This window comes from Mycolicibacterium smegmatis (assembly GCF_001457595.1).
GTDB lineage: Bacteria > Actinomycetota > Actinomycetes > Mycobacteriales > Mycobacteriaceae > Mycobacterium > Mycobacterium smegmatis.
In genome coordinates this window covers 2,678,027-2,698,176 of sequence record NZ_LN831039.1, presented here as the reverse complement: position 1 = coordinate 2,698,176, position 20,150 = coordinate 2,678,027, and the positions used below count along the sequence as shown (strand labels likewise).

Annotated in this window: 21 protein-coding genes; 6 read left to right on the top strand and 15 right to left on the bottom strand. The window is 65.3% G+C overall.

Going from position 1 to position 20,150, the window contains the following annotated elements; translation table 11 throughout:
• Positions 1 to 68: 68 nt before the first annotated feature.
• Positions 69 to 1,187 carry a dual-specificity RNA methyltransferase RlmN gene (rlmN, locus tag AT701_RS12845; RefSeq protein WP_011728422.1) on the bottom strand — a complete coding sequence of 373 codons (1,119 nt, stop codon included), beginning with the start codon at positions 1,185 to 1,187 and terminating at the stop codon, positions 69 to 71.
• A complete protein-coding gene (locus AT701_RS12840; protein ID WP_058125950.1) occupies positions 1,184 to 2,074 on the bottom strand; it encodes a LysR family transcriptional regulator in 891 nt (296 codons plus the stop codon). The genes rlmN and AT701_RS12840 overlap by 4 nt, the downstream gene beginning before the upstream one ends.
• Positions 2,075 to 2,241: 167 nt before the next feature.
• Here AT701_RS12840 and AT701_RS12835 point away from each other — a divergent pair, with 167 nt between their 5' ends.
• Positions 2,242 to 3,126 carry a DMT family transporter gene (locus AT701_RS12835; protein WP_058127613.1) on the top strand — a complete coding sequence of 295 codons (885 nt, stop codon included), beginning with the start codon at positions 2,242 to 2,244 and terminating at the stop codon, positions 3,124 to 3,126.
• Here AT701_RS12835 and AT701_RS12830 read toward each other — a convergent pair.
• The 4 genes from AT701_RS12830 to AT701_RS12815 all read right to left on the bottom strand — a co-directional run bounded on the left by AT701_RS12830 (position 3,085) and on the right by AT701_RS12815 (position 6,131).
• Positions 3,085 to 3,963, bottom strand: a complete 879-nt coding sequence (locus tag AT701_RS12830) for a phosphatidate cytidylyltransferase (RefSeq protein ID WP_058125949.1) — start codon at positions 3,961 to 3,963, stop codon at positions 3,085 to 3,087. The two genes, AT701_RS12835 and AT701_RS12830, sit on opposite strands and share 42 nt — an antisense overlap.
• The gene (gene frr / locus AT701_RS12825; RefSeq protein ID WP_003893897.1) at positions 3,964 to 4,521 is read right to left on the bottom strand and encodes a ribosome recycling factor; all 558 of its coding nucleotides are present in this window, start codon (positions 4,519 to 4,521) and stop codon (positions 3,964 to 3,966) included. It lies immediately after the preceding gene.
• 47 nt (positions 4,522 to 4,568) lie between these two features.
• Entirely contained in the window at positions 4,569 to 5,315 is a 747-nt protein-coding gene (gene pyrH / locus AT701_RS12820) for a UMP kinase (protein ID WP_003893896.1), read from the bottom strand.
• Between the two features lie 135 nt (positions 5,316 to 5,450).
• A complete protein-coding gene (locus tag AT701_RS12815; RefSeq protein WP_058125948.1) occupies positions 5,451 to 6,131 on the bottom strand; it encodes a class I SAM-dependent methyltransferase in 681 nt (226 codons plus the stop codon).
• Between the two features lie 36 nt (positions 6,132 to 6,167).
• Between AT701_RS12815 and AT701_RS12810 the strand changes: the two genes are divergently transcribed.
• On the top strand, positions 6,168 to 6,596 hold the full coding sequence (locus tag AT701_RS12810; RefSeq protein ID WP_058125947.1) for a MarR family winged helix-turn-helix transcriptional regulator: 429 nt from the start codon (positions 6,168 to 6,170) through the stop codon (positions 6,594 to 6,596).
• 12 nt (positions 6,597 to 6,608) lie between these two features.
• Here the strand turns inward: AT701_RS12810 and AT701_RS12805 are convergent, their stop codons facing one another.
• The 6 genes from AT701_RS12805 to AT701_RS12780 form a co-directional block, all read right to left on the bottom strand.
• Positions 6,609 to 7,913: an MFS transporter gene (locus tag AT701_RS12805; protein ID WP_223495524.1), complete on the bottom strand. Its 1,305-nt coding sequence runs from the start codon at positions 7,911 to 7,913 to the stop codon at positions 6,609 to 6,611.
• A gap of 140 nt (positions 7,914 to 8,053) precedes the next feature.
• A complete protein-coding gene (locus tag AT701_RS12800) occupies positions 8,054 to 8,809 on the bottom strand; it encodes an SDR family NAD(P)-dependent oxidoreductase (protein WP_011728415.1) in 756 nt (251 codons plus the stop codon).
• A gap of 48 nt (positions 8,810 to 8,857) precedes the next feature.
• Positions 8,858 to 9,664, bottom strand: a complete 807-nt coding sequence (locus AT701_RS12795; protein ID WP_223495522.1) for an SDR family NAD(P)-dependent oxidoreductase — start codon at positions 9,662 to 9,664, stop codon at positions 8,858 to 8,860.
• The gene (locus AT701_RS12790; protein ID WP_058125945.1) at positions 9,661 to 10,524 is read right to left on the bottom strand and encodes an alpha/beta fold hydrolase; all 864 of its coding nucleotides are present in this window, start codon (positions 10,522 to 10,524) and stop codon (positions 9,661 to 9,663) included. Before AT701_RS12790 ends, AT701_RS12795 begins: the two co-directional genes overlap by 4 nt.
• Positions 10,521 to 10,874, bottom strand: coding sequence for an SCP2 sterol-binding domain-containing protein (locus AT701_RS12785; RefSeq protein ID WP_233032052.1), 354 nt, complete (start codon positions 10,872 to 10,874; stop codon positions 10,521 to 10,523). The genes AT701_RS12790 and AT701_RS12785 overlap by 4 nt, the downstream gene beginning before the upstream one ends.
• 38 nt (positions 10,875 to 10,912) lie before the next feature.
• On the bottom strand, positions 10,913 to 11,449 hold the full coding sequence (locus AT701_RS12780; RefSeq protein WP_058125943.1) for a type II 3-dehydroquinate dehydratase: 537 nt from the start codon (positions 11,447 to 11,449) through the stop codon (positions 10,913 to 10,915).
• Between the two features lie 471 nt (positions 11,450 to 11,920).
• Here AT701_RS12780 and AT701_RS12775 point away from each other — a divergent pair, with 471 nt between their 5' ends.
• Genes AT701_RS12775 through AT701_RS12760 form a run of 4 tightly spaced genes read left to right on the top strand, consistent with a single transcriptional unit; the run spans position 11,921 to position 15,229 of the window.
• Positions 11,921 to 12,613 (top strand): GntR family transcriptional regulator, encoded by a 693-nt coding sequence (locus tag AT701_RS12775; protein ID WP_058125942.1) that lies wholly within the window; start codon positions 11,921 to 11,923, stop codon positions 12,611 to 12,613.
• Between the two features lie 44 nt (positions 12,614 to 12,657).
• A complete protein-coding gene (locus AT701_RS12770) occupies positions 12,658 to 13,086 on the top strand; it encodes a carboxymuconolactone decarboxylase family protein (RefSeq protein WP_081319459.1) in 429 nt (142 codons plus the stop codon).
• Positions 13,087 to 13,143: 57 nt separating this feature from the next.
• On the top strand, positions 13,144 to 14,097 hold the full coding sequence (locus AT701_RS12765; protein WP_081319458.1) for a 2-hydroxyacid dehydrogenase: 954 nt from the start codon (positions 13,144 to 13,146) through the stop codon (positions 14,095 to 14,097).
• A gap of 7 nt (positions 14,098 to 14,104) precedes the next feature.
• Positions 14,105 to 15,229: a glycerate kinase gene (locus AT701_RS12760; RefSeq protein WP_058125940.1), complete on the top strand. Its 1,125-nt coding sequence runs from the start codon at positions 14,105 to 14,107 to the stop codon at positions 15,227 to 15,229.
• 419 nt (positions 15,230 to 15,648) lie between these two features.
• On the opposite strand, the gene AT701_RS12750 is transcribed toward AT701_RS12760, so the two are convergent.
• The 3 genes from AT701_RS12750 to AT701_RS12740 all read right to left on the bottom strand — a co-directional run bounded on the left by AT701_RS12750 (position 15,649) and on the right by AT701_RS12740 (position 20,147).
• Positions 15,649 to 17,622: a primary-amine oxidase gene (locus tag AT701_RS12750; protein WP_058125939.1), complete on the bottom strand. Its 1,974-nt coding sequence runs from the start codon at positions 17,620 to 17,622 to the stop codon at positions 15,649 to 15,651.
• Positions 17,623 to 17,892: 270 nt separating this feature from the next.
• Positions 17,893 to 19,401 (bottom strand): APC family permease, encoded by a 1,509-nt coding sequence (locus tag AT701_RS12745; RefSeq protein WP_058125938.1) that lies wholly within the window; start codon positions 19,399 to 19,401, stop codon positions 17,893 to 17,895.
• Between the two features lie 23 nt (positions 19,402 to 19,424).
• Positions 19,425 to 20,147: an ABC transporter ATP-binding protein gene (locus AT701_RS12740; protein WP_058125937.1), complete on the bottom strand. Its 723-nt coding sequence runs from the start codon at positions 20,145 to 20,147 to the stop codon at positions 19,425 to 19,427.
• Positions 20,148 to 20,150: the final 3 nt, after the last annotated feature.

Here is a 20,150-nt window from a genome sequence, read left to right as displayed (position 1 = left end):
GAACGTCGCCTTGTGTGCGTGATTGCGCCGAAAGTTCGACCACAAGCCCACGTTCGCGCAGGAGAGGATCAGCCCTCGGCGGCCAATTGCCCGCACGCCGCGGCGATCTCGCGACCGCGGGTGTCGCGGACCGTGCACGAGACACCGCGTTCGCGCACGCGCTTGACGAACTCACGCTCGGCCGGTTTGGGACTGGCGTCCCATTCGCTGCCGGGTGTGGGGTTGAGCGGGATGACGTTGACGTGCGCGAGCGGCCCCAGCGCGCCGTGCAGCTTCTTACCGAGAAGGTCTGCGCGCCAGGGCTGATCGTTGACATCGCGAATCAATGCGTATTCGATCGAGACGCGCCTGCCGGTGGTGTCGGCGTAGTAGCGCGCCGCGTCGAGCACCTCGCTCACCTTCCACCGGTTGTTGACCGGTACCAGCGTGTCGCGCAGTTCGTCGTCGGGTGCGTGCAGAGACAGCGCCAGCGTGACACCGAGGCGTTCGTCGGCGAGCTTGCGGATCGCCGGGGCCAGCCCGACCGTGGACACCGTGACCGAGCGCGCGCTGATGCCGAAACCGTTGGGCGGCGCGGCGATGATGCGTCGCACGGCACCGAGCACGCGGTTGTAGTTGGCCAATGGCTCGCCCATGCCCATGAACACGATGTTGGACAGCCGGCCACCGCCGGCGGTGCCGGCAGTCCGACCGAAGTGCTCTGCGCGCATGGTCGACGACGCCGCGCGTACCTGCTCGAGGATCTCGGCGGTGGTCAGGTTGCGTTGCAGCCCACCCTGTCCGGTCGCGCAGAACGGGCAGGCCATGCCGCAGCCTGCCTGCGACGAGATGCACACGGTGTTGCGCTGGGGGTAGCGCATGAGCACCGATTCGAACGTCGACCCGTCGATCGCGCGCCACAGGGTTTTGCGGGTCTCCCCTGCGTCGCACTGGATCTCGCGCACCGGGTTGATCAGCGTGGGGAACAGTTTTTCGGCGACCTGGTCGCGTACGGCGGCGGGCAGGTCGGTCATCTGCTGGGGATCGGCGATGAGCCGGCCGTAGTACTGGTTGGCCAGCTGCTTGGCGCGGAACGCCGGCAGCCCGAGTTCGGTGACCGCGGCCGCGCGTGCTGTCTCGTCGAGGTCCGCGAGGTGTTGCGGCGGCATGGCCCGCCGCGGTGCCTCGAAGACGAGCTGTTGTTTCATGCCGATACCTTCACTGATGTCTTCGCGACCATTGTCCCGGACGGGCGGTCGTCGTTGAGAAGTTCGCGCACCGCCGTGTCGACGGTTGCCAGCAGGTCGGGGTCGACGCCCGCGCGGCCGCGGACGAACACCGATGCGCGGTTGGCCTCGGGCATGTCGTCGGCGACCACGAGGCCGTCGGGCAGTCGGCCGATCATCGGCAGCAGCGCGACGCCGAGCCCCGAGCGCACCGCGGCCACCAGGCCGGACAGGTCCGCGCATTCGACGACGATCCGGTAGTCGATGTCGAGTTTCTCCAGCGCCGCGAAGGCCGGCTCGCGCAGCGTGCAGGGCTCGGCGTACACCACCACAGGAAGCGGACCATCGGGCGTGAAGGTGCGTGCCGAGATCCATTTCAGCGCGACCATTCCCGACGCGTTGACGCGGTCCCATCCCGAGCCGTCGAGCATCACGGCGACATCCACGGTGCCGTGTTCGATCGCGTCGGCCAGTGCGACGTTGCGGTCCAACCGGAACCGCACGCGCCAGTCCGGCAGGCATTCGCCGAGCGCATCGGTCAATCCGGGCAGCATGAAGTCGGCACCGTGTTCGGTGGCCCCGATCAGCAGAGTCTTCTCCTCCGCCGCCCCGAGGTCGGCGAGCGCCGCGTCGTGCGCGGCGAGGATCCGACGGGCGTGTGTGACGACGCGGTGGCCGTGTTCGGTGAAGGCCATGCCGCGCCCGGACCGCTGGACGATCGGGCCGCCGACGACACCCTCGAGACGACGCACGTGTTGGCTGACCGCGGACTGGGTCAGGTGCAGAACCGCCGCCGCGCGGTGAAATCCACCACAGTCGGCGACGGCGACCAGACTGCGCAGTGGCGCGATGTCCAAGACCTGTCCCACCGGCCGTACGGTACTCCGATCAGCACTGACGATCAATTTCGTCGCGTTGCACCGGTGGCCGCGGACGATCCGATAAGCAATTGTGATCGAACCGCGGCCCGATTATTCGTTGGACTTGGCCGTCCCGCACACCACACGATGGCCCCATGTCCGACACCCTTGACCGGATGCCCGCCCGCACCGCGTCGGCGGTGACATTCCTGTACGCGTTGGGCTACCCGATCGGCAACGCCGCGGTGGCGGCGATGTCACCGATGGCGTTGCTGGTCTTCCGGTTCAGCCTCGCCGCCGCGATCCTCGGGGCGTGGGCACGGTTCGCCGGTGTGGCGTGGCCGCGCGGCGGCAAGCTCGCTCACGTCGCGGTGGCGGGCCTGCTGATGCAGGGCGTGCAGTTCTGCTTCCTGTACCTGGCCATCGAGCGCGGCGCTCCTGCCGTGCTGTGCGCGGTGGTGATTGCGATGAACCCCGTCACCACGGCCGTGCTCAGTGCGGCGTTCCTGCGTGACCGCCTCGGCCTACGGCGCATCCTGGCGCTCGTGCTCGGCGTCGCCGCGGTGCTCGCGGCCTGCGCGAGCAGGCTGGCCGCCGAGAGCGGCGTCGACCCGGTACTGCTGCTGTTGCTCGCGGCGCTGCTCGGCCTGTCCGCAGGCGGCGTCTATCAGCAGCGGTTCTGCAGCGACGTGGACTTCCGCGCCGCCACGGCCGTACAGAACGCGGTGGCGCTGCTCCCCGCCGCGGTGTTCGCGGCGCTGACACCGTTCGCGGTGCACAACGCCAAGCACGCGGTGGCGGCAGTGGCCGGGGTGGTGCTGCTCAACGCGGCGCTCGGGGTGTCGATGTACGTACGGGCCATCAGCAGGCACGGCGCGCCCGCGGTCACCATGCTGTTCTGCGTGATCCCCGCGGTGGCGGGCGTCCTGTCGTGGCTGATGCTCGGTGAAAGACCCGACGTCGGGATCGCCGTCGGCCTCGTGGTCGGGGCCGTGGCCTGCTGGCTCAACAGCTCCGGGTCACGCCAGCAGCGTCAGAACGATCCAGGTCGCGACGGCTGAGGGCAGCACGGAGTCGATGCGGTCCATCAGACCGCCGTGGCCGGGCAGCAGCGTGCCCATGTCCTTGATGCCGAGGTCGCGTTTGACCTGCGATTCCACCAGGTCACCGAGCGTTCCGGTGAGCACCAGCATGATGCCGAGCGGCACGCCCACCCAGGCCGGCTTGTCCAGCAGGAACGTCACGGCCAGCACCGAGACCACGATGCCGAGCACCAGCGATCCGGCCAGGCCCTCCCAGGATTTCTTGGGGCTGATCGCGGGCACCATCGGGTGCTTGCCGAACAGCACGCCTGCGGTGTAGCCGCCGACGTCGGACGCCACGACGCCCAGCATCAGGCAGAACACACGGCCCGCGCCGTCGTCGGGATAGATCAGCAGCGCACCGAACGCGCCGAACAACGGGATCCAGGCGGCCAGGAACACCGTCACCGAGACGTCGCGCAGATAGTTCACCGGTGCCGCGGTCAGTCCGCCGGACAGCAGCCGCCAGATCAGGCACAACACCACGGTGGCGCCGAATCCACCCAGTGCACCGGCCGGTCCGAACGGCAGGGTCAGCCACACCATGGCCTGTCCGCCGATCAGCAGCGGGACGACCGGGATGGAGAAACCTCCGGTGCGCAGCCGCCGCACGACCTCGTGCGTCGCGACGGCCATCGCCGCGGCGACCACACCGACCCACACGAGGGGTGCGAACAACAGGATCGCGATGACGCCGCCGCCCAGGCCCACGCCGACACCGATGGCCGCCGGGAGGTTACGACCGGCGCGGGACTGCTTCTTCTGCGGTTCTCCGACCGGTTTGCTTGCCACGAGACTCGCTTGCTGATCGGTCACTCAGACCTCCAGCAACTCGCTTTCCTTGTGTTTGACGAGTTCGTCGATCTGCGCGGTGTAGGTGTGCGTCGACTTGTCGAGGTCCTTCTCGGCGCGGCTCACCTCGTCCTCACCGGCCTCGCCGTCCTTCTTGATGCGGCTGAGTTCTTCCATCGCCTTGCGGCGGATGTTGCGCACCGAGACCTTGGCGTCCTCGCCCTTGGACTTGGCCTGCTTGACCAGTTCGCGGCGGCGCTCCTCGGTGAGCTGCGGGATGGCGACGCGGATGATGTTGCCGTCGTTGCTGGGGTTCACGCCCAGGTCGGAGTTGCGGATGGCGTCCTCGATCGCCCTGAGCTGCGACGCCTCGTACGGCTTGATCACGACGAGGCGCGCCTCGGGGACGTTGATGCTGGCCAGCTGGGTGATCGGCGTCATCGAACCGTAATAGTCGATGTTGATGCGGTTGAACATGCCCGGATTGGCCCGGCCGGTCCGGATCGAGCCGAGCTCGTCTCGGGCCACGGACACGGCCTTCTCCATCTTCTCCTCGGCATCGAAGAGAGTCTCGTCGATCACTTCACCGTCTCCCGTCGCTGTCGCGTTCGCTCATGTGGCTCCACTCCTCAGGTGGTGACCAGAGTTCCGATCTTCTCACCCGCCACCGCCCGAGCGATATTGCCACTGGTGAGCAGGTTGAACACGAGGATCGGCATGCCGTTGTCCATGCAGAGGCTGAAGGCGGTGGCGTCGGCCACCTTGAGCCCGCGGTCGATGACCTCGCGGTGGCTGATCGCGGTGATCAACTCGGCGTCCGGGTTGGTCCGGGGGTCGTCGGTGAACACACCGTCGACCGCCTTGGCCATCAGCACCACTTCCGCGCCGATCTCCAGGGCCCGCTGGGCCGCTGTGGTGTCGGTCGAGAAGTACGGCAGGCCCATGCCCGCGCCGAAGATCACGACGCGACCCTTCTCCAGGTGCCGCACCGCGCGCAGCGGGATGTAGGGCTCGGCGACCTGCCCCATGGTGATCGCCGTCTGCACGCGGGTGTCGATACCTTCCTTCTGCAGGAAGTCTTGCAGGGCAAGGCTGTTCATCACGGTGCCGAGCATGCCCATGTAGTCGGAACGCGTGCGCTCCATACCGCGCTGCTGCAGTTGGGCACCGCGGAAGAAGTTGCCTCCCCCGATGACGACTGCCACCTGGGCTCCGCTGCGGACCACCTCGGCGATCTGCCGCGCCACCTGAGCCACGACGTCGGGATCCAGACCCACCTGTCCGCCGCCGAACATCTCGCCGCCCAGCTTGAGCAGGACGCGGGTATAGAGCGGACGAATCGGTGCTGCCCGGCCGGCGACATTCGAATCCGCCATCGGTCTCCTCGGCACTCCTCGCATTAGAGAGCCATCCAGGCGATTGCCCAGGACGGCAGCTCCATCCTGCCTCATGGCAGGCGTCAGGCAATGCCCGGGGCCTTGCGAATTCCGCGTGTCGCCGGCCGGAGGGGTTCAGCCGAGGTGTGCCTGCAGCAGCCAGCCTGCGACGGATTTGCGACCGTTCCCCTCGTCGCGGATGTCGCTGCCTGCGAAAGCGGCGAAGTCGGTGAACTCGGCGGGCACGTTGGCATGGATCCGGGCGGGGCTGATGTCGTCGATCACCCAGTACCTGCCGACGACGTCGCGCAGTTCGTCGGCGGTCACCGGGTTGGCCGGGCCGGTGTCGCCCATCGTTGCCTTGTCGAAGACCAGGACGACGTACGTCGCGCCGGGCGCGGCCGCTCGCACGATCGACTGTTGGTAACCCTCGCGCAGTTCGACGGGCATGGAGTGGAACAGCGTACTGTCGACGATCGTCCCGAACCGGCCGTCGTATCCGGTGAAGGAGCTGATGTCGGCGACCTCGAACGTCGCGTTGGTCAGACCGCGCCTGGCCGCCTCCGCGCGGGCCAGCTCGATCGCGGTCGGCGACTGATCGAGCCCGACGGTGGTGAATCCACGCTCGGCGAGGTACAGCGACGTCGCGGCCTCTCCGCAGCCGGCGTCGAGTACCTCACCGTGGAACTTGCCCGCGTCGATCAACTTCGCGATCTCGGGCTGCGGTTCACCGATGCTCCACGGTGGCCGCATCCCGGCGAAGGTCGGGCCGTCTCCGCGGTATGCCGATTCGAAAACTTCCTCTGGTGTGGTCATGCACCCGGTATATCAACCCAGTTGATATGTGTCAATATGCTTGATATGAGCGACATCCTCGAGGTTCAGCCGCTGGGCTTTCTGATGTACCGCGTGACCGCGGTGCTCCAGCCCGCCGTCGCCGCGCAGTTGCAGCAGCTGGGTTTGACACTTCCCGAATTCGTCTGTCTGCGAATCCTTTCCGCACAGCCCGGGCAGTCCAACGCCGAACTGGCGCGTCACATCAACGTCTCGCCGCAAGCCATGAACAACGTGGTGCGAGCGCTTCAGGAAAAAGGCGCCGTCCGGCGTCCCGAGGCGGCATCCTCCGGGCGCGCGCTACCCGCCGAACTCACCACCGAGGGCGCCAAGCTGCTCAAGCGGGCCGAGGCGGCCGCGCTGGCGGCAGAGGAGGAGGCGCTCGCAAACCTCACGGAGGCACAGCGCCGCGAACTCAAGCGACTGCTGGCGCACGCGGTGGACTGATCGAGGGCCGTCTCACTCGATCGTCGCGCGGTGCCGACGCGACGCCGGGTCATTTCGTTGCAGGGCCTCGTTGATCGAGTGTGTCCGCGATTGGACGGCCACCGAGATCACTCCGGACGTCAGCAGGAGAAGCGCGACGACGGCGAAGGCTCCCTGGTCGTTGCCGAACAGGTCCCTGAGCCAACCGGTGACGAACGGCCCGGCGAACCCGCCGACGTTGCCGATCGTGTTGACCAGTGCCAGACCCGCGCCGACGGCCACGCTGGACAGAATCCGGGCCGGCAGGCTGTAGACCAGGGGCATCGCCGAGATCACCCCTACGGCGCAGAGCGTGACGCCCAGCATGACGATCCACGGATCCCCGGCGAACGCGGCGATGACGATTCCGAGTGCGCCCACCACGGTGCTGATCAGCACGTGCCACCCGATATCCCCCGACCGGGTGGCATGGCGCGGCCACAGCATGAGCGCCGCTGCTGCGAACACGTACGGAACGGCGATGATGAACCCGTTCTCGATCACGGTGAAGTCGGTGCCGAACCGCTCGGCAAAGCCCGAAACCACACTGGGCAGGAAGAACCCGATGGTGTACAGGCTGTACACCACCCCCAGGTACGCGAAACCCATGATCCACACGCGCCCGGACCGCAGAGAGAACAGCATGCCCCCGGCGTGGCCACGGGCTTCGGCCGGAGTGTGCTCATCGTGATCTGCGATCAGCGCCTCCTTCTCGGCGTCGGTCAGCCATGCGGCCTGCGATGGGCGGTCGGTCAGCCAGAAGAGTGCGGCGACACCGAGGATGATCGCCGGCACGCCCGTCATCAACGTCATGAAACGCCAGCCGCTCAGGCCGAACACGCCGTCACCGGCATTGATCAACCAGCTCGCCACAGGTCCCGCGACCACTGACGAGATCGGAATGCCGAGCAGGTAGACCGAAAACGCCTTCGGCCGTTCGCGATTGGAGAACCAGATCGTCAGATAGAGCAACACTGTCGGCGCGAAGCCGGCCTCTGCCACACCGAGCAGGAATCTCGCGACGATCAACCACTGATAGTTGGGGACGAACGCGGTCAGTGACGCCACCGCTCCCCAGGTGATCGCGATCCGGGCGATCCACACGCGTGCACCCGTCCGTTGTGCGGCCATGGCGCTGGGGACTTCGAGAAGGATGTAACCGACGAAGAAGATCCCCGACGCCAGACCGAACAGGGTCGCCGTCATCTGAAGCTCGTCGCTCATACCGTTGGGCGCGGCGATACCCAGCGCTGTTCTGTCGACGTAGTTGACCAGGTACAGCAGGAAGATGAAAGGCATCAACCGAAGGTTGACCTTTCGCAGCGCGGACCTGCGCGCCGAATCGTCACTCTTCGGGGTCAGATTGTTGCCGGGTGCATTCGCCATGATTGTTTGCTCCGAGCCTTCAGATGTTTTGGGGTGAACTGCAGAGCCGCAGCTCAGGTGAAGCGCAAACCGGCGTCCAGGGCGACGGTCTGGCCGGTCATGAACTTGCTTTCGTCACTGGCGAGGTAGAGCAGGATTCCGACCAGGTCGGAGGCATCACCCTTGCGCTTGAGTGCCTGCTCTTCCAGATTTCGCCTCCACCCCTCTTCCGAGATGGTCTCCCGCGGGATTTCGGTGATGATGCCGTGCGGGCTCACGGTGTTGACCGTGATGCCGTCGGTGCCCATTTCCGTTGCCAGAGCGTGGGTCAACGCCCAGACGGCGCCTTTGGACGCGATGTAGTGGGCATAGTTGGGCCGGCCCGTCACCACGACGCTCGACGAGATGTTGATGATGCGGCCGTACTGGTTCTTCCGCATCACCGGCGAAACAGCCTGACAGCACAGGAACGTCCCCTTGGCGTTCACCGCAAAGAGCTTGTCCCACTCGTCGCCCGAGATCTCCTCGAAAGGCTTCATCTTCAGCGTGGAGAAGATCGCGGCGTTGTTGACCAGGATGTCGACGGTTCCGAACGCCTCCACGGCGGAATCGACCATACGATTGACCGATTCGACATCCGAGACATCGACGGCAGCGGCGATTGCGCGGCCGCCCAGCGACGTGATGGATGATGCGACCTCGGTCGCTTTGGGCTCATTGATGTCTGCGACCACCACAGCCGCACCTTCCTCGGCGAATCTCTCGGCATAGATCCGACCGATACCCTGTGCTGCCCCGGTGATGATGGCGACTCTGTTTGCAAGTCTCACAAAGATGCTCCTGATTCATGTGTTTTTGACATTTGGGTGACCAGGTGGTCAGGCGCGCGTCATGTGGAGGTTGAAGATTCCTCCGTCCACCATGAGCGTGCTGCCGGTCGTGGAACGACTCAGCGGGTGCGCGAAATATGCGACGGCATGGGCGACCTCGACAGGTGTGACCATGCGGCCGATGGGTTGACGCGATTCGAAATCTGCGCGACGCTGCACCGGATCCTCGGCGCGCGCCGCCAGCTCGGCCATGAACGGGGTGTCCACAGTGCCTGGGTTCACCGCGTTCACCGTGATGCCTTCGGAGACAAGGTCGGCCGCCATCGCCCTTGTCATCGATTCGATGGCGCCTTTGGTCGCGGTGTAGGCCGCTCGCTGCCGTATACCGGAAGTCGCGGTCAGTGATGACACGTTCACGATCGCGGCCGAGTCCGATCGGCGGAGCAACGGCAGGGCGGCACGGGTCGAGCGGACAGCCCCCATTACGTTGATGTCCCACAGGCGATTCCAGTCGTCCTCGGTGCCATCCTCGACCGTGCCCACAAAACTCACACCGGCGTTGTTGACCAGTGTGTCCAAACCGTGGAACCGCTCGGCGATCTCAGCCACAGCAGAAGACACCGCATCTCGGTCGCGCAGATCCGCGCTCAGGTGCACGAACTTTGCATCGTCACGGGCGGGTACCTTGACGTCGATGCACGCGACCGTGGCGCCCAGACCCAGAAAATAACCGACGCAGGCCTCCCCGACGCCGGAGGCTCCCCCCGTCACGAGAATCCTGCGCCCCACGAATTCTCCGCCCAGGTTGTCAGCCAATGATCGGCTCCTCATCTCATGAATCTCGCGCTCGTTCACGCGATTCCGTTTCCCGCCCTGCGATCGGCGAGGTCGAGCAACGCCGGCCACAGATAGGTCTTGCACAACGGGTAGTTCTCTGCGACGGGAAAGTGGCCGATCCCACGCATCACACCGCCCCGCGCTCCTGGTATCGCCGCTATGGTCGCCTCGGTTTCTTCAGGGCTGCACGCATAGTCGTATTCGCCGGTGAACAGATACACCGGGCACCTGGCCGTGTCGATTTCGCGTTCCCGGCCCCGCAGGTCCATCCCGTTGCTGTAGTAGTAGGTGTCTCCCCGGTACACCCCCGGTCCACCCTGGGCATACGTCCACCAGACCTCGCGACGTGCCGGTTCGGGACTCTGCGGTGCCATCAATCCGTATGTCCAGGAGGGGACGGCCTGGTTGCTGTTGATGTCCGGCTTCAACGACCAGTCGTCGAAGCGGCCCTCGACCTTTGCCGCACCCGAGAAACCGATGACCCCGCCGATGCGATCCCCATGTGTGAGCGCCAATTCCAACACCAACGATCCGGCCATCGAACAACCGACAACGATCGGCTGTTCGAGATCCAGCGCGTCGATGACTGCCATCACGGAAGCGATATACAGCTCGGACGTGAGCAGGTACTCGCGGCGCCACCATCGGTCCGGCGGCAGGGACTTGCCATGCCACGGGAGGTCGAAGGCCAGGACGCGGAACCGGCTCAAAACCTCGTCGTCGGTCTGCATATGGCGGTACTGCCGGGAGTCCGAACCCGCCGTGTGGAGGCACACAACGGGAACTCCGTCCCCGGATTCCTCGATGTAGATCCGGTTGGGCACCCCATCGATGTCCGCCGTGAGATAGCGCCCGACAATCGGTTCGTAACCGGTCATGCCGCACCTCGTCGGTAGCCGGAGGCGACCGTGCGCATCAACTCCATGACCCGGTTGAGGACGTTGAGATTCTGCAGCAGAGCGGTTTTGCCATCGATCGAAAAGTCCTCACGTCGGCGCTGCATCGCGAGAATGTGGTGCGCTTGCGGTTCGGGGGTCGCGGTGAGGAACGCGGTCCACGCCTCGGGTGACCCGGTGAGGGTGACCGCCGGTGCGGACTCGCCGGCATCCGCGACGGCGATCGTGGAGCCGCAGATCCGATAGCTGCGGTCCACGCGACCGTCGGTCAACCGCAACACCACGTCCGTCCACCGACTGATGAGCCGGAACTCCGCATCGTCTGAGACCACGGCCAGCCACTGTGGTTCCCAAGCCGTGTCGAACCCTGTCACTCGGCGGCACCCAGGAACTGGGGGTCGTCAATTGCGGCGACGAGGGCCACAAGCGCGCCGAGGTAGCTGTGATGACGCAATCCCATCGACATGCCGGTTGCCGATCGCGTGAAGTTCGATTCCCAAGGGCCACCTGGCAATCCGCGTTCCGACCACGGTGGTGCGGAGATGTTGGCGAAGTGAACCTCCACCCATGGCCGGCCCGTTTCCTCCAGCGCGTGACGCGTGGGCTCACCGGTCTTGGTCAAACCGGCAGGGTTGAGGATGTAGGCGTCGCTACGGGCCGCGGAGGCATGGATCGCATCCAGGATCTCGCCCTCGTGATTGGACGCCAGCGCCTCGATGGTCACCCCCATCCCTTCCCCAAGCTGGCGGACATGGTCCTGCAGAGCGGTGATGGACGAGATCGGTCCGTAGACACGTTTGTTGCGGTTGCCCAGATTGGGCATGTTGGGACCGTCGATCAAGGTGATGAGCAACGGCCGGGTTCCGGTGCGCTGCCAACCGAAAACCTTTGTGCTGCTTTGTGTCATCTTCTCTCCTGAATACGTTGACACGGTGCGACGACGCACGGGACACCTGGTCGAGGATGTCGTCGTCGTACTGCAAAGACGGCGTGGCGCCTCGAAGTCGCGACTGCCGAGTCGCATCGCATCGCGGGATGAACCCGCCTGGTTGTGTCGCCTGCTTGGCGTGAGGGCCGCACCTGACTGTGCGCCCCACCACATTTCTACCAGTCGTGAATGTATGACGATCTTGCGCCACGGTCAAGCCTCTCAAGCGCACCGCGTCAAGGATGACAAGCTGATCCACGCAAAACCAGCGTTTCTACCTGCATCGATATGAATCCGACTGGCGCTCGGCACGCTTTGCCGGTAGAAGTGATTGTCATACAGTTCATGGCGGACACGCACGCTCAGCCGTGCGCGCGCCTCGTGCGGGAAGCGATCTCATCGCTTCAGGCAGGCGACTCCGTCCGTATCCGAGCGAACCGAGGTGGCCCCATGCAGGAAAGCGCGACCGCGTCAACGACCTCCACTGCGCCGCCGACACGACTACGGCTGGTCAACGGACTGCGCGACGCGATCAGTCACGGCGTGCTCAAACAAGGTGAACGCCTCAACGAGCGCGAACTGTGCGAGACCTACAACGTTTCGCGCACCGTCGTGCGCGAAGGACTGCGTCAACTCGAAGGCGAAGGCTTCGTCACGATCGAGGCGAACCGCGGCGCGCTGGTCACAAAGATCTCCTACAGCGACGCCGAGCACCTCTTCGAGGTTCGCGGGGCGCTGGAATCGTTGGCGTGCTCGCTGTTTGCGCGCCGCGGAACGGTCGAGCACAAGCGCGCACTCGCGGACTGCGTGGCCGACGTCGCACGGGCGATGGAGAGCGGCGACCTGACGGAGGTCCTCGGCGCCAAGGATGCCTTCTACGCCGCTCTGCTCGCGGGTGCAGGAAACTCAGAGCTCACCACGGCCCTTCGCCTGCTGCATGCACGTATTCGACTTCTCCGTCGATACTCGCTGTCTGCTGAGAATCGTCAACCGGCAAGCCTCGCCGAGATCACCGCCATATGCGACGCGATCATCGCCGGCGATATCGAGGGCGCTCGCCGAGCCGGCGAATACCACGTCGCACAGGCCAGTCGCGCGGCTCTGCCGCGAATCTTCCAAGACCTCTATGGCGACTCGACATGAACCGTCATGAGTACCAACGCCCCCGAACCAGCGAAAGGAACAATGTGCCAGATACCGACAACGCGCCAGGTGAGTCCGAGGCCCTCGAATACGTCAATCAAATGGCGCGCGCTCGCGGGTATGTGTTGCCCTACCACAAATTGATGGCGCGCGCCGACCTCGACGTCCTCAAGGCCGCGAACGGCTTGGTTTCGGCGGCATATACCAAGCAACGCCGACTCGACAAAGCCACCAAAGAACTGATCTTCATCACCAGCCTGACAGTCCTCAAGGCGTCGCCCGGCCACATCGCCGGCCACATCCGGGTGGCGTTGGACCTGGGGGTATCTCCGGAAGAGGTGCTCGAGGCGATCGAAATCGCACTTCCGGAGGCCGGCGTGGTCGCATTCCAGCATGGGTTCGAGGTGTGGGCCGACGTCGTCGGAGCCACCGGAATCGAACCCACGGTCGAGGTGCACGGATCCGCCGGCTGACAGACCGCACCGCCGACCCGCCATAATCGACCGAAACGCCCGCGACAAGGACTGCTGTTGACGATCTACGTTTCGAGACTGCTCACCGACCGCGCCATGGCACACCTGGAATCGTTGGGGGTCCCGTTCCGGGTGGGTGGTGAGGACCCGCCGAGCCGGGCGGATCTCGAAGCCGGGCTCGCTGGCGCCGACGCCGCGGTCATCACGTTGACCGAACGCGTCGACACCGCGTTGCTGGCAGCCGCGGGACCGCAGCTCAAGATCATTGCGAACGTGGCTGTGGGATATGACAACATCGACGTCGACGCCGCGGTGTCGGCCGGTGTCACCGTGACCAACACGCCCGGCGTGCTCGACCGTGCGACCGCCGATCACACGTTCGCGTTGATCCTCGCCGCGACACGGCGCGTGCTCGACGGCGACCGGTTTCTGCGGTCACGCGAACCGTGGGTGTGGGGCCCTCGCATGCTGGTGGGCCTGGACATCAGTGCCTCAGCGACGCTCGGCATCCTCGGCTACGGCCGCATCGGCAAAGCAGTTGCCCAGCGTGCCAAAGGTTTCGACATGAAGGTTCTGGCCACCGCACGCAGTCGCGAACCGGGCACATCCGAGGACGGTGTGCAGTTCGTCGACACCGACACCCTGCTCGCCGAATCCGATGTGCTCAGTGTGCTCACGCCGCTGACTCCGCAAACCCGCCACCTGATCGATGCGGCCACGCTGGCGAAGATGAAACCTTCTGCGTACCTCGTCAACACTGCGCGTGGCGGCGTCGTCGACGAAGCCGCGCTCATGAGCGCGCTGCACAACGGAGCGCTGCGCGGCGCCGCGCTCGACGTCTTCGAGAACGAACCGCACATCGATCCCCGGTTGCTCGACACGCCGAATCTCGTGCTCACACCGCATATTGCGAGCGCAGGCGAGTCCACACGCGATGCTATGGGTATTCTCGCAATCGACAATGCCGCCGCGGTCCTCGCCGGGAAACCGGCGCTCACCCCTGTCAGATGAGCAACGGATGAAAATCGTTCTTGCCCCGGACTCCTTCAAGGAGTCGATGACCGCCTCCCAGGCGGTGACCGCAATGCGCGAGGGTGTGCATTCGGTGTTCCCCGACGCCGAATGTGTCGGCGTCCCGATGGCCGACGGTGGTGAGGGCACCGTCGACGCGGTCGTCGACGCCCTTGCCGGCGAACGCGTGAGGGTCGACGTGTCCGATCCACTCGGCCGCCCTGTACGCGCCGACTACGGGTACATCCCCGAACGCAAGCTCGCGGTGATCGAGATGGCCACCGCGTCCGGGTTGGAGCTCGTCGCACCGGCCGACCGAGACGTACTGAGCGCGAGCACTTTCGGGGTCGGCCAGCTCATCGCCTCGGCGCTGGATCGTGGCGCGGTCGATCTGCTGATCGGGTTGGGCGGCTCGGCCACCAATGACGGCGGCACCGGGATGCTCACCGCGCTCGGCGCGGTGCTGCTCGATGCCGCAGGCAATCCGTTGCCACCGGGCGGCGGGGCCCTGGCACAGCTGGACCGCATCGATCTGTCCGGGCTCGACAAGCGCCTGGCGGACATCCAGATCAGGATCGCGTCCGACGTCACGGCTCCCCTCCTCGGGCCGGGCGGTGCCAGTGCCGTTTTCGGCCCGCAGAAGGGTGCGACCCCGTTCGATGTCGAGACGCTTGAGGCCGCGCTGACGCGGTTGGCCGTGGTGACCGAGGAGACGCTGGGCCGCGCGCGGCCAGAACTCCCCGGCGCGGGCGCAGCGGGCGGTCTCGGGTTCGCGCTCCTCGATTTCCTCGGCGCCGAGTGCAGGCCCGGTGTCGAGGTGATCGCCGAGACCGTGGGCCTGGCGCAGGCCGTGGTCGGTGCCGACTGGGTGTTCACCGGCGAGGGCAGCGTCGATGCGCAGACCGTCCTGGGCAAGACCCCGTTCGGCGTCGCACAGGTGGCGCGCATCGCGGGAGCCCGCGTGGTGATATTCGCCGGACGTGTCGGAGACGACGCCGGCGTGCTCCTCGAGCACGGCGTGGACCGCCTCGTCGCGATCACCGTGCCGGGCACGCCCATCGAGCAGGCGTTGCGCGAAGGTCCGCAGTCACTGGCCCGCGCGACCGCCGAAGTCTGCCGCGCCCTCTCTTGAGGCTTCTAAGACTTGTCGTCGGTCACCGCGCCCCGCTGTACGCCACCATGGCGATCAGCGCGGCGCCCGTGAGCACCATTGTGAGCACCCGCAGCGTAAGACGCAATGTCACGTAGTTTGCCCTCATCTCACTCCCCCGAACGTTTCGAGTCGTACCGACCTTAGCAGCACTGTCGACCGAAAATTTGCCACCTTCAGGAGATACTCCCGCAGTTCTCAGCGCTTACGCAGGTGATTTAGGCCCCAACAACGCCCCCCGGCAGGTGGCGCGCTGGCCATCCGTTCACACAGAGTTTGCTGTACGTATACCGCCGCGTCTTGAGAACGCGTGACAGGCTTCACCGAGAAAGTTAACTACACACGCAAACAGGCGCGGTATCCGCATGGGATACCGCGCCTGTCCTCTGCCTGCTGTCGGCTCAGTGGTTGTGGCAGGCCGCCGGCGGTGACGGAGGGACGTCGAGTGCGGGATTGCCATCGAAGAAACCGACCGGCTTGAGCTTGAAGCCCGTGTAGTGACACGGCATCACCGGCCAGTCCTCAGGACACACCACATGGTGTGCGCCGACGGTGTACCAGAGCACGACGTCGGTGTTCTCCAGTGGCGCATCGTCGGCGACGTACTGCGGCAACCCCTGCGCCTCGGCGCACTGGTACATGTAATCGCCCGCCGCGTAGAGCTCCCTGGGGTCGTACTTGGTGACCCACAGGTTGTGCTGGACGAACCTGGCGCGGTCGTAGATCACCGAGCCCTCCTGCACCATCACCGGGATGACGTCCTTCGGCATGATCTTGTAGCCGACCGGGGCACCGAACTCGTTGAGCTTCGACGGGTTGACCACCTTCCAGTACCGGCCCGTCGAGAACTCCCAGTCCCGCGCACCCTCGGACTCCGAGGCCACCAGGGTGTCCTTGGTGATCCAGGCGTTGTGGTGGGGGTTGAGCTCCGGATCGGGCTCGGGGATCGAATCCACCTCGTAGACACTGTTTCCCGGACCGTCGATGCTCATGTCCATACGGAAGTTGAAGAAGTGCTGATGGTTGGGGCCGTACATGCCGGGAGCCACCATCTTGCCCCACCGCGGAGTCTCGCCCTCGGGGATGGACCCGGTGGTGAGCACGCCCGTGAGCTTGACCTCCATCTCGATGCCGGCATCGTTGTAGAGGTACCAGAAGAACCCGTACTCGTAGTTGCCGACGGTGCAGATCATCGAGATCACCAGACGCCGCGAACGACGCACCTCGACCTCACCGGTGCGGAAATCCGTGTGCTTCCAGGAGATCCCGTAGTCCTCCTCGTGCATACAGATGGCGTTCGGGATCGTCACGGCGTTGCCGTCGGAGTCGTTGACCGTGCCGTCGAAGTAGTGGATCTCACCGAGGCAGTCACAGCCCAGCGTCAGGGGGTTGGCCGAGAAGCCCATCCCCACCTCGCCCATGTCGAAGACGTTTTTGTTCCAATGCGTCGGTGACGAGTCGCCGTAGGGCACCACCATTTCCGACAACGCCGCGCGGTACATGATCGGCCGCACGGTGCCACGGTCGTTGTAGGTGATCTCGTGCAGCGTCAGGCCTTCACGCACGTTGAAACCCACACGAAGGGACCACTTCTGCCATGTGACGTTCCACCCGTCGACGGTGAAACTCGGGCCGTCGGGCTGCGTGATCTCGATCTTCTTGACGTCCTGCCGGAACTCGGTGAACGCGGGCCGGTTGTCGGCGTCGAACATGAACTGCTCGGTGTAGTTGCCGGCCTTGGGCGGCAGCGGCACCACACCGTGATCCTCGATGTCGAGGACTTCCATCTTGTCCAGGTCGAACGTCACGATCAGCCCCTCGACCGGTCGTGCGTAGCCGTTCTCCGACGGTGCGGCCCGCACGAACGTCAGGGGCCGGCAGACCAGCGGCGAGTTGTCGTAGTGGTCCTGTGCGCCGTAATACCCTGCGGGCCAGGGATCGATCATCGCGAGGCTGAAATCGGTGACGCCGCGCCTGCGCATGGCCTCCTGCCACCGCGGGTCCTCCCGCACCTTCTCCTCCACGCCGGTCATGTGCTCGACGAGATAGGACGGGAAGCGTCCCGGAATCGGCGTCCACGAATCGATGACACGCGCGCCGAGGTCGACGATTGCCTCGTAGATGAGTTTGGCCGCGGCGTCGTACATCGTCACGAACGCGCGGCGCGGGACGTCCATGCCCACGAAGGTCAGTTTCTCGTTCTTCTCCGGCTCGGCGAGCTGGATCATCACGAACTTCAAGGTGGGTGTGGCGTAATCGGATCCGGTGATGACGGCGGCCGCCGCCTCGATCTCGGCGCCGGTCAGCGGGTCCAGCGGATACGGCGCTGCCGTGGCCGCGCCCTCGACGTTCGTGATCGTGCTGTCCATCGTCATAACGGTGTGCTTCCTCCGCTGTTGGTGGATCACCGCGTATCGCGGGTGACCGGTGCAGGGTCGGCGCAACTTGCTGCGCTTGGAAAATGCTCGCGCAGGAACGTTTCGGTAGATCCCGTCGGCAATGTCGGTGACGTTAACTCTGCACGGCCCCGTGTTACGGTGTGGTGACCTGGCGCAACGGATTTCGTTGTGTGCGCGGTTGTGTGCGCGAACGTGAACAACCCGGCCGGCCGATGTTCGGCCGACCGGGTCGTCACGAGGTCACGGCTACTTCTGCGCTTCGTCCTCCTTCGTCAGGTCGAACACCGCGAGATGGGCCAGCGCATCGTCCTGGGAGACCTTGTGTGCCGACCTCCGACCGAAGACGTAGACGATCAGACCCAGGCCGAACATGCCGAGGCTGATGCAGCCCACCCAGGTCATCCAGGTGGCCGACGGTACGTCGATCCACGGCGTGACGAAGGAGTAGTAGATGCCACCGACGGTGGCCAGGCTGCCGACGATCACCGTGATCCACACACCGACCATGCCGCCGGGGATGCGCCAGAACTGCTCGTTGGCATAGCGATCGGCGTACTTCTTGCGGGCCACGATCACCGGGATCAGGAAGAAGAACCCGCTCAGCAGCCACACCGTGGACAGTCCGCCCTGTAGGTAGACGGTGACGTTGGCCATGCTGCTCTGCGAGTACAGCCCGACCAGGATGAGCGACGAGATCACGCCCTGGATCAGCACCGCGGTCACCGGGTTGCGGGTACGCGGGTTGAGGTGGGTGAAGATGCGCGGCAGGTGCCGTTCGAGGCCGGAGACGAAGATCAGCCGCGAATAAGCGACCTGATAGGTCATCAGCGCCACCACGACGATGAAGGCGAGCACGATCGCGCCGACTTCCATCAGGCCGGGGAATCCGGCGACGTCGAGCATCCCGATCACACCGGTCACCGGGTCGATCTGGTCGCCGGGCAACGCCATCATGGTGCCCAGCGTGGTGAGCAGGTAGATCGCTACCAGCGCGGTGGATCCCCACAGGATCATCTTCGGTCCGCTCTTACGCACCGAGAGGAACTCCGCGCCCATGTTGTACGGGGTCTCCACACCCAGCAGGTACAGCAGCACGGTGCCGTACAGAAAGCCCGCGACGGCGAAATTGGGGATGGTGGCCTCGGCCCAGCTGAACGGTGTGGCCGAACCGTTCTCGACGGCGAACAGCAGGCCGGAGATGAAGATCGTCAGGGTCAGGACGCCGTAGACGATGAAGACGATGTTCATGATGCGTTGGTTGGCGGCCAGTTTCGCCAACGCCAGCCCGATGACGGTCCACAGGATCACCAGCTGCAGGATGATGCTGGTGGTCAGGCCGATTTCGGCGTGGAAGGCCAGCAGCAGCAGTTGCAGCACCACGGCCGGGGACGAGGCCGCGTTGAGGATCACCGGCACCCAGGACAGGTAGCCGCCGATGAAACCCCACGTCTCCCCCATGGTGCGGGTGGCCCAGATGTACACGCCGCCCTGACCTGGCCACAGGTTGCCCAGTTCGACGACGGCCATGCCTGCGGGCACCAGGAATGTGAGGATGCCCAGCACCCACATCGGGATCGCGGTCCACCCGCCCGCCGCCATCACCGAGGATCCGGTGATCCAGCAGATGATGAACACATAGGCCGCGGTCAGGCCGAACGTGGTCATCACCTTGGGCAGGATCTGCTCCGGCACCAGTTCGGTGGTCATGAGCTTGTCTCGTTCGGCGGGCGGTGGTGCCTCTAACTCTTGGGTCATCGATGTCTCCCAATGCCGTTGACTCAGTTGATGATCTGTCCGTCTCGCATCCGGACAACACGGCTCGCTTCGTCGGCCACCGTGGGATCGTGGGTGCTCGCGACGACCGTGACGCCCAGCGTCAGGCACAGGTCGCGCAGCATGCGCACCACCGTCTCCCCCGTGCGGTGGTCGAGATTGGCTGTCGGCTCGTCGGCGAGGACCAGGGTCGGGTTGCTGATCAACGACCGTGCGATCGCGGTGCGTTGCTGTTCACCACCGGACATCTTGGTGGGCTGGTGGTGGATCCGGTGTCCCAGGCCCACCATCTCGAGGAGTTCGGTGGCGCGTGTGCGCAACGATCTCCGGTCGTACGGTTCGAACATCAGTGGCAGCTCGACGTTCTCGACCGCCGACAGGAACGGGATCAGGTTGTAGCTCTGGAAGATGAATCCGATGGTGTCGTGGCGCAATGCGGCGAACTGGCTCTCGGTCAGCTGTGCGGTGTCCTGCCCGCTGATCTTCACGGTGCCCTTGGTGGGCCGATCGAGACCGCCGATGATGTTGAGCAGCGTGGACTTGCCGCTGCCGCTCGGCCCCATCAGGCACACGAATTCACCCGGCATGACCTGCAGTTCGGCGGCCTTGAGCGCCTTGACCACCTCGTCGCCCAGTTTGTGCAGCTTCCAAACGTCGCTGATCTCGATGACGGGTTTCCTGCTGTCCTCGTTGTCGGCCGGGGCCTCGGTGTCATCCAGTGCGGTCATGTG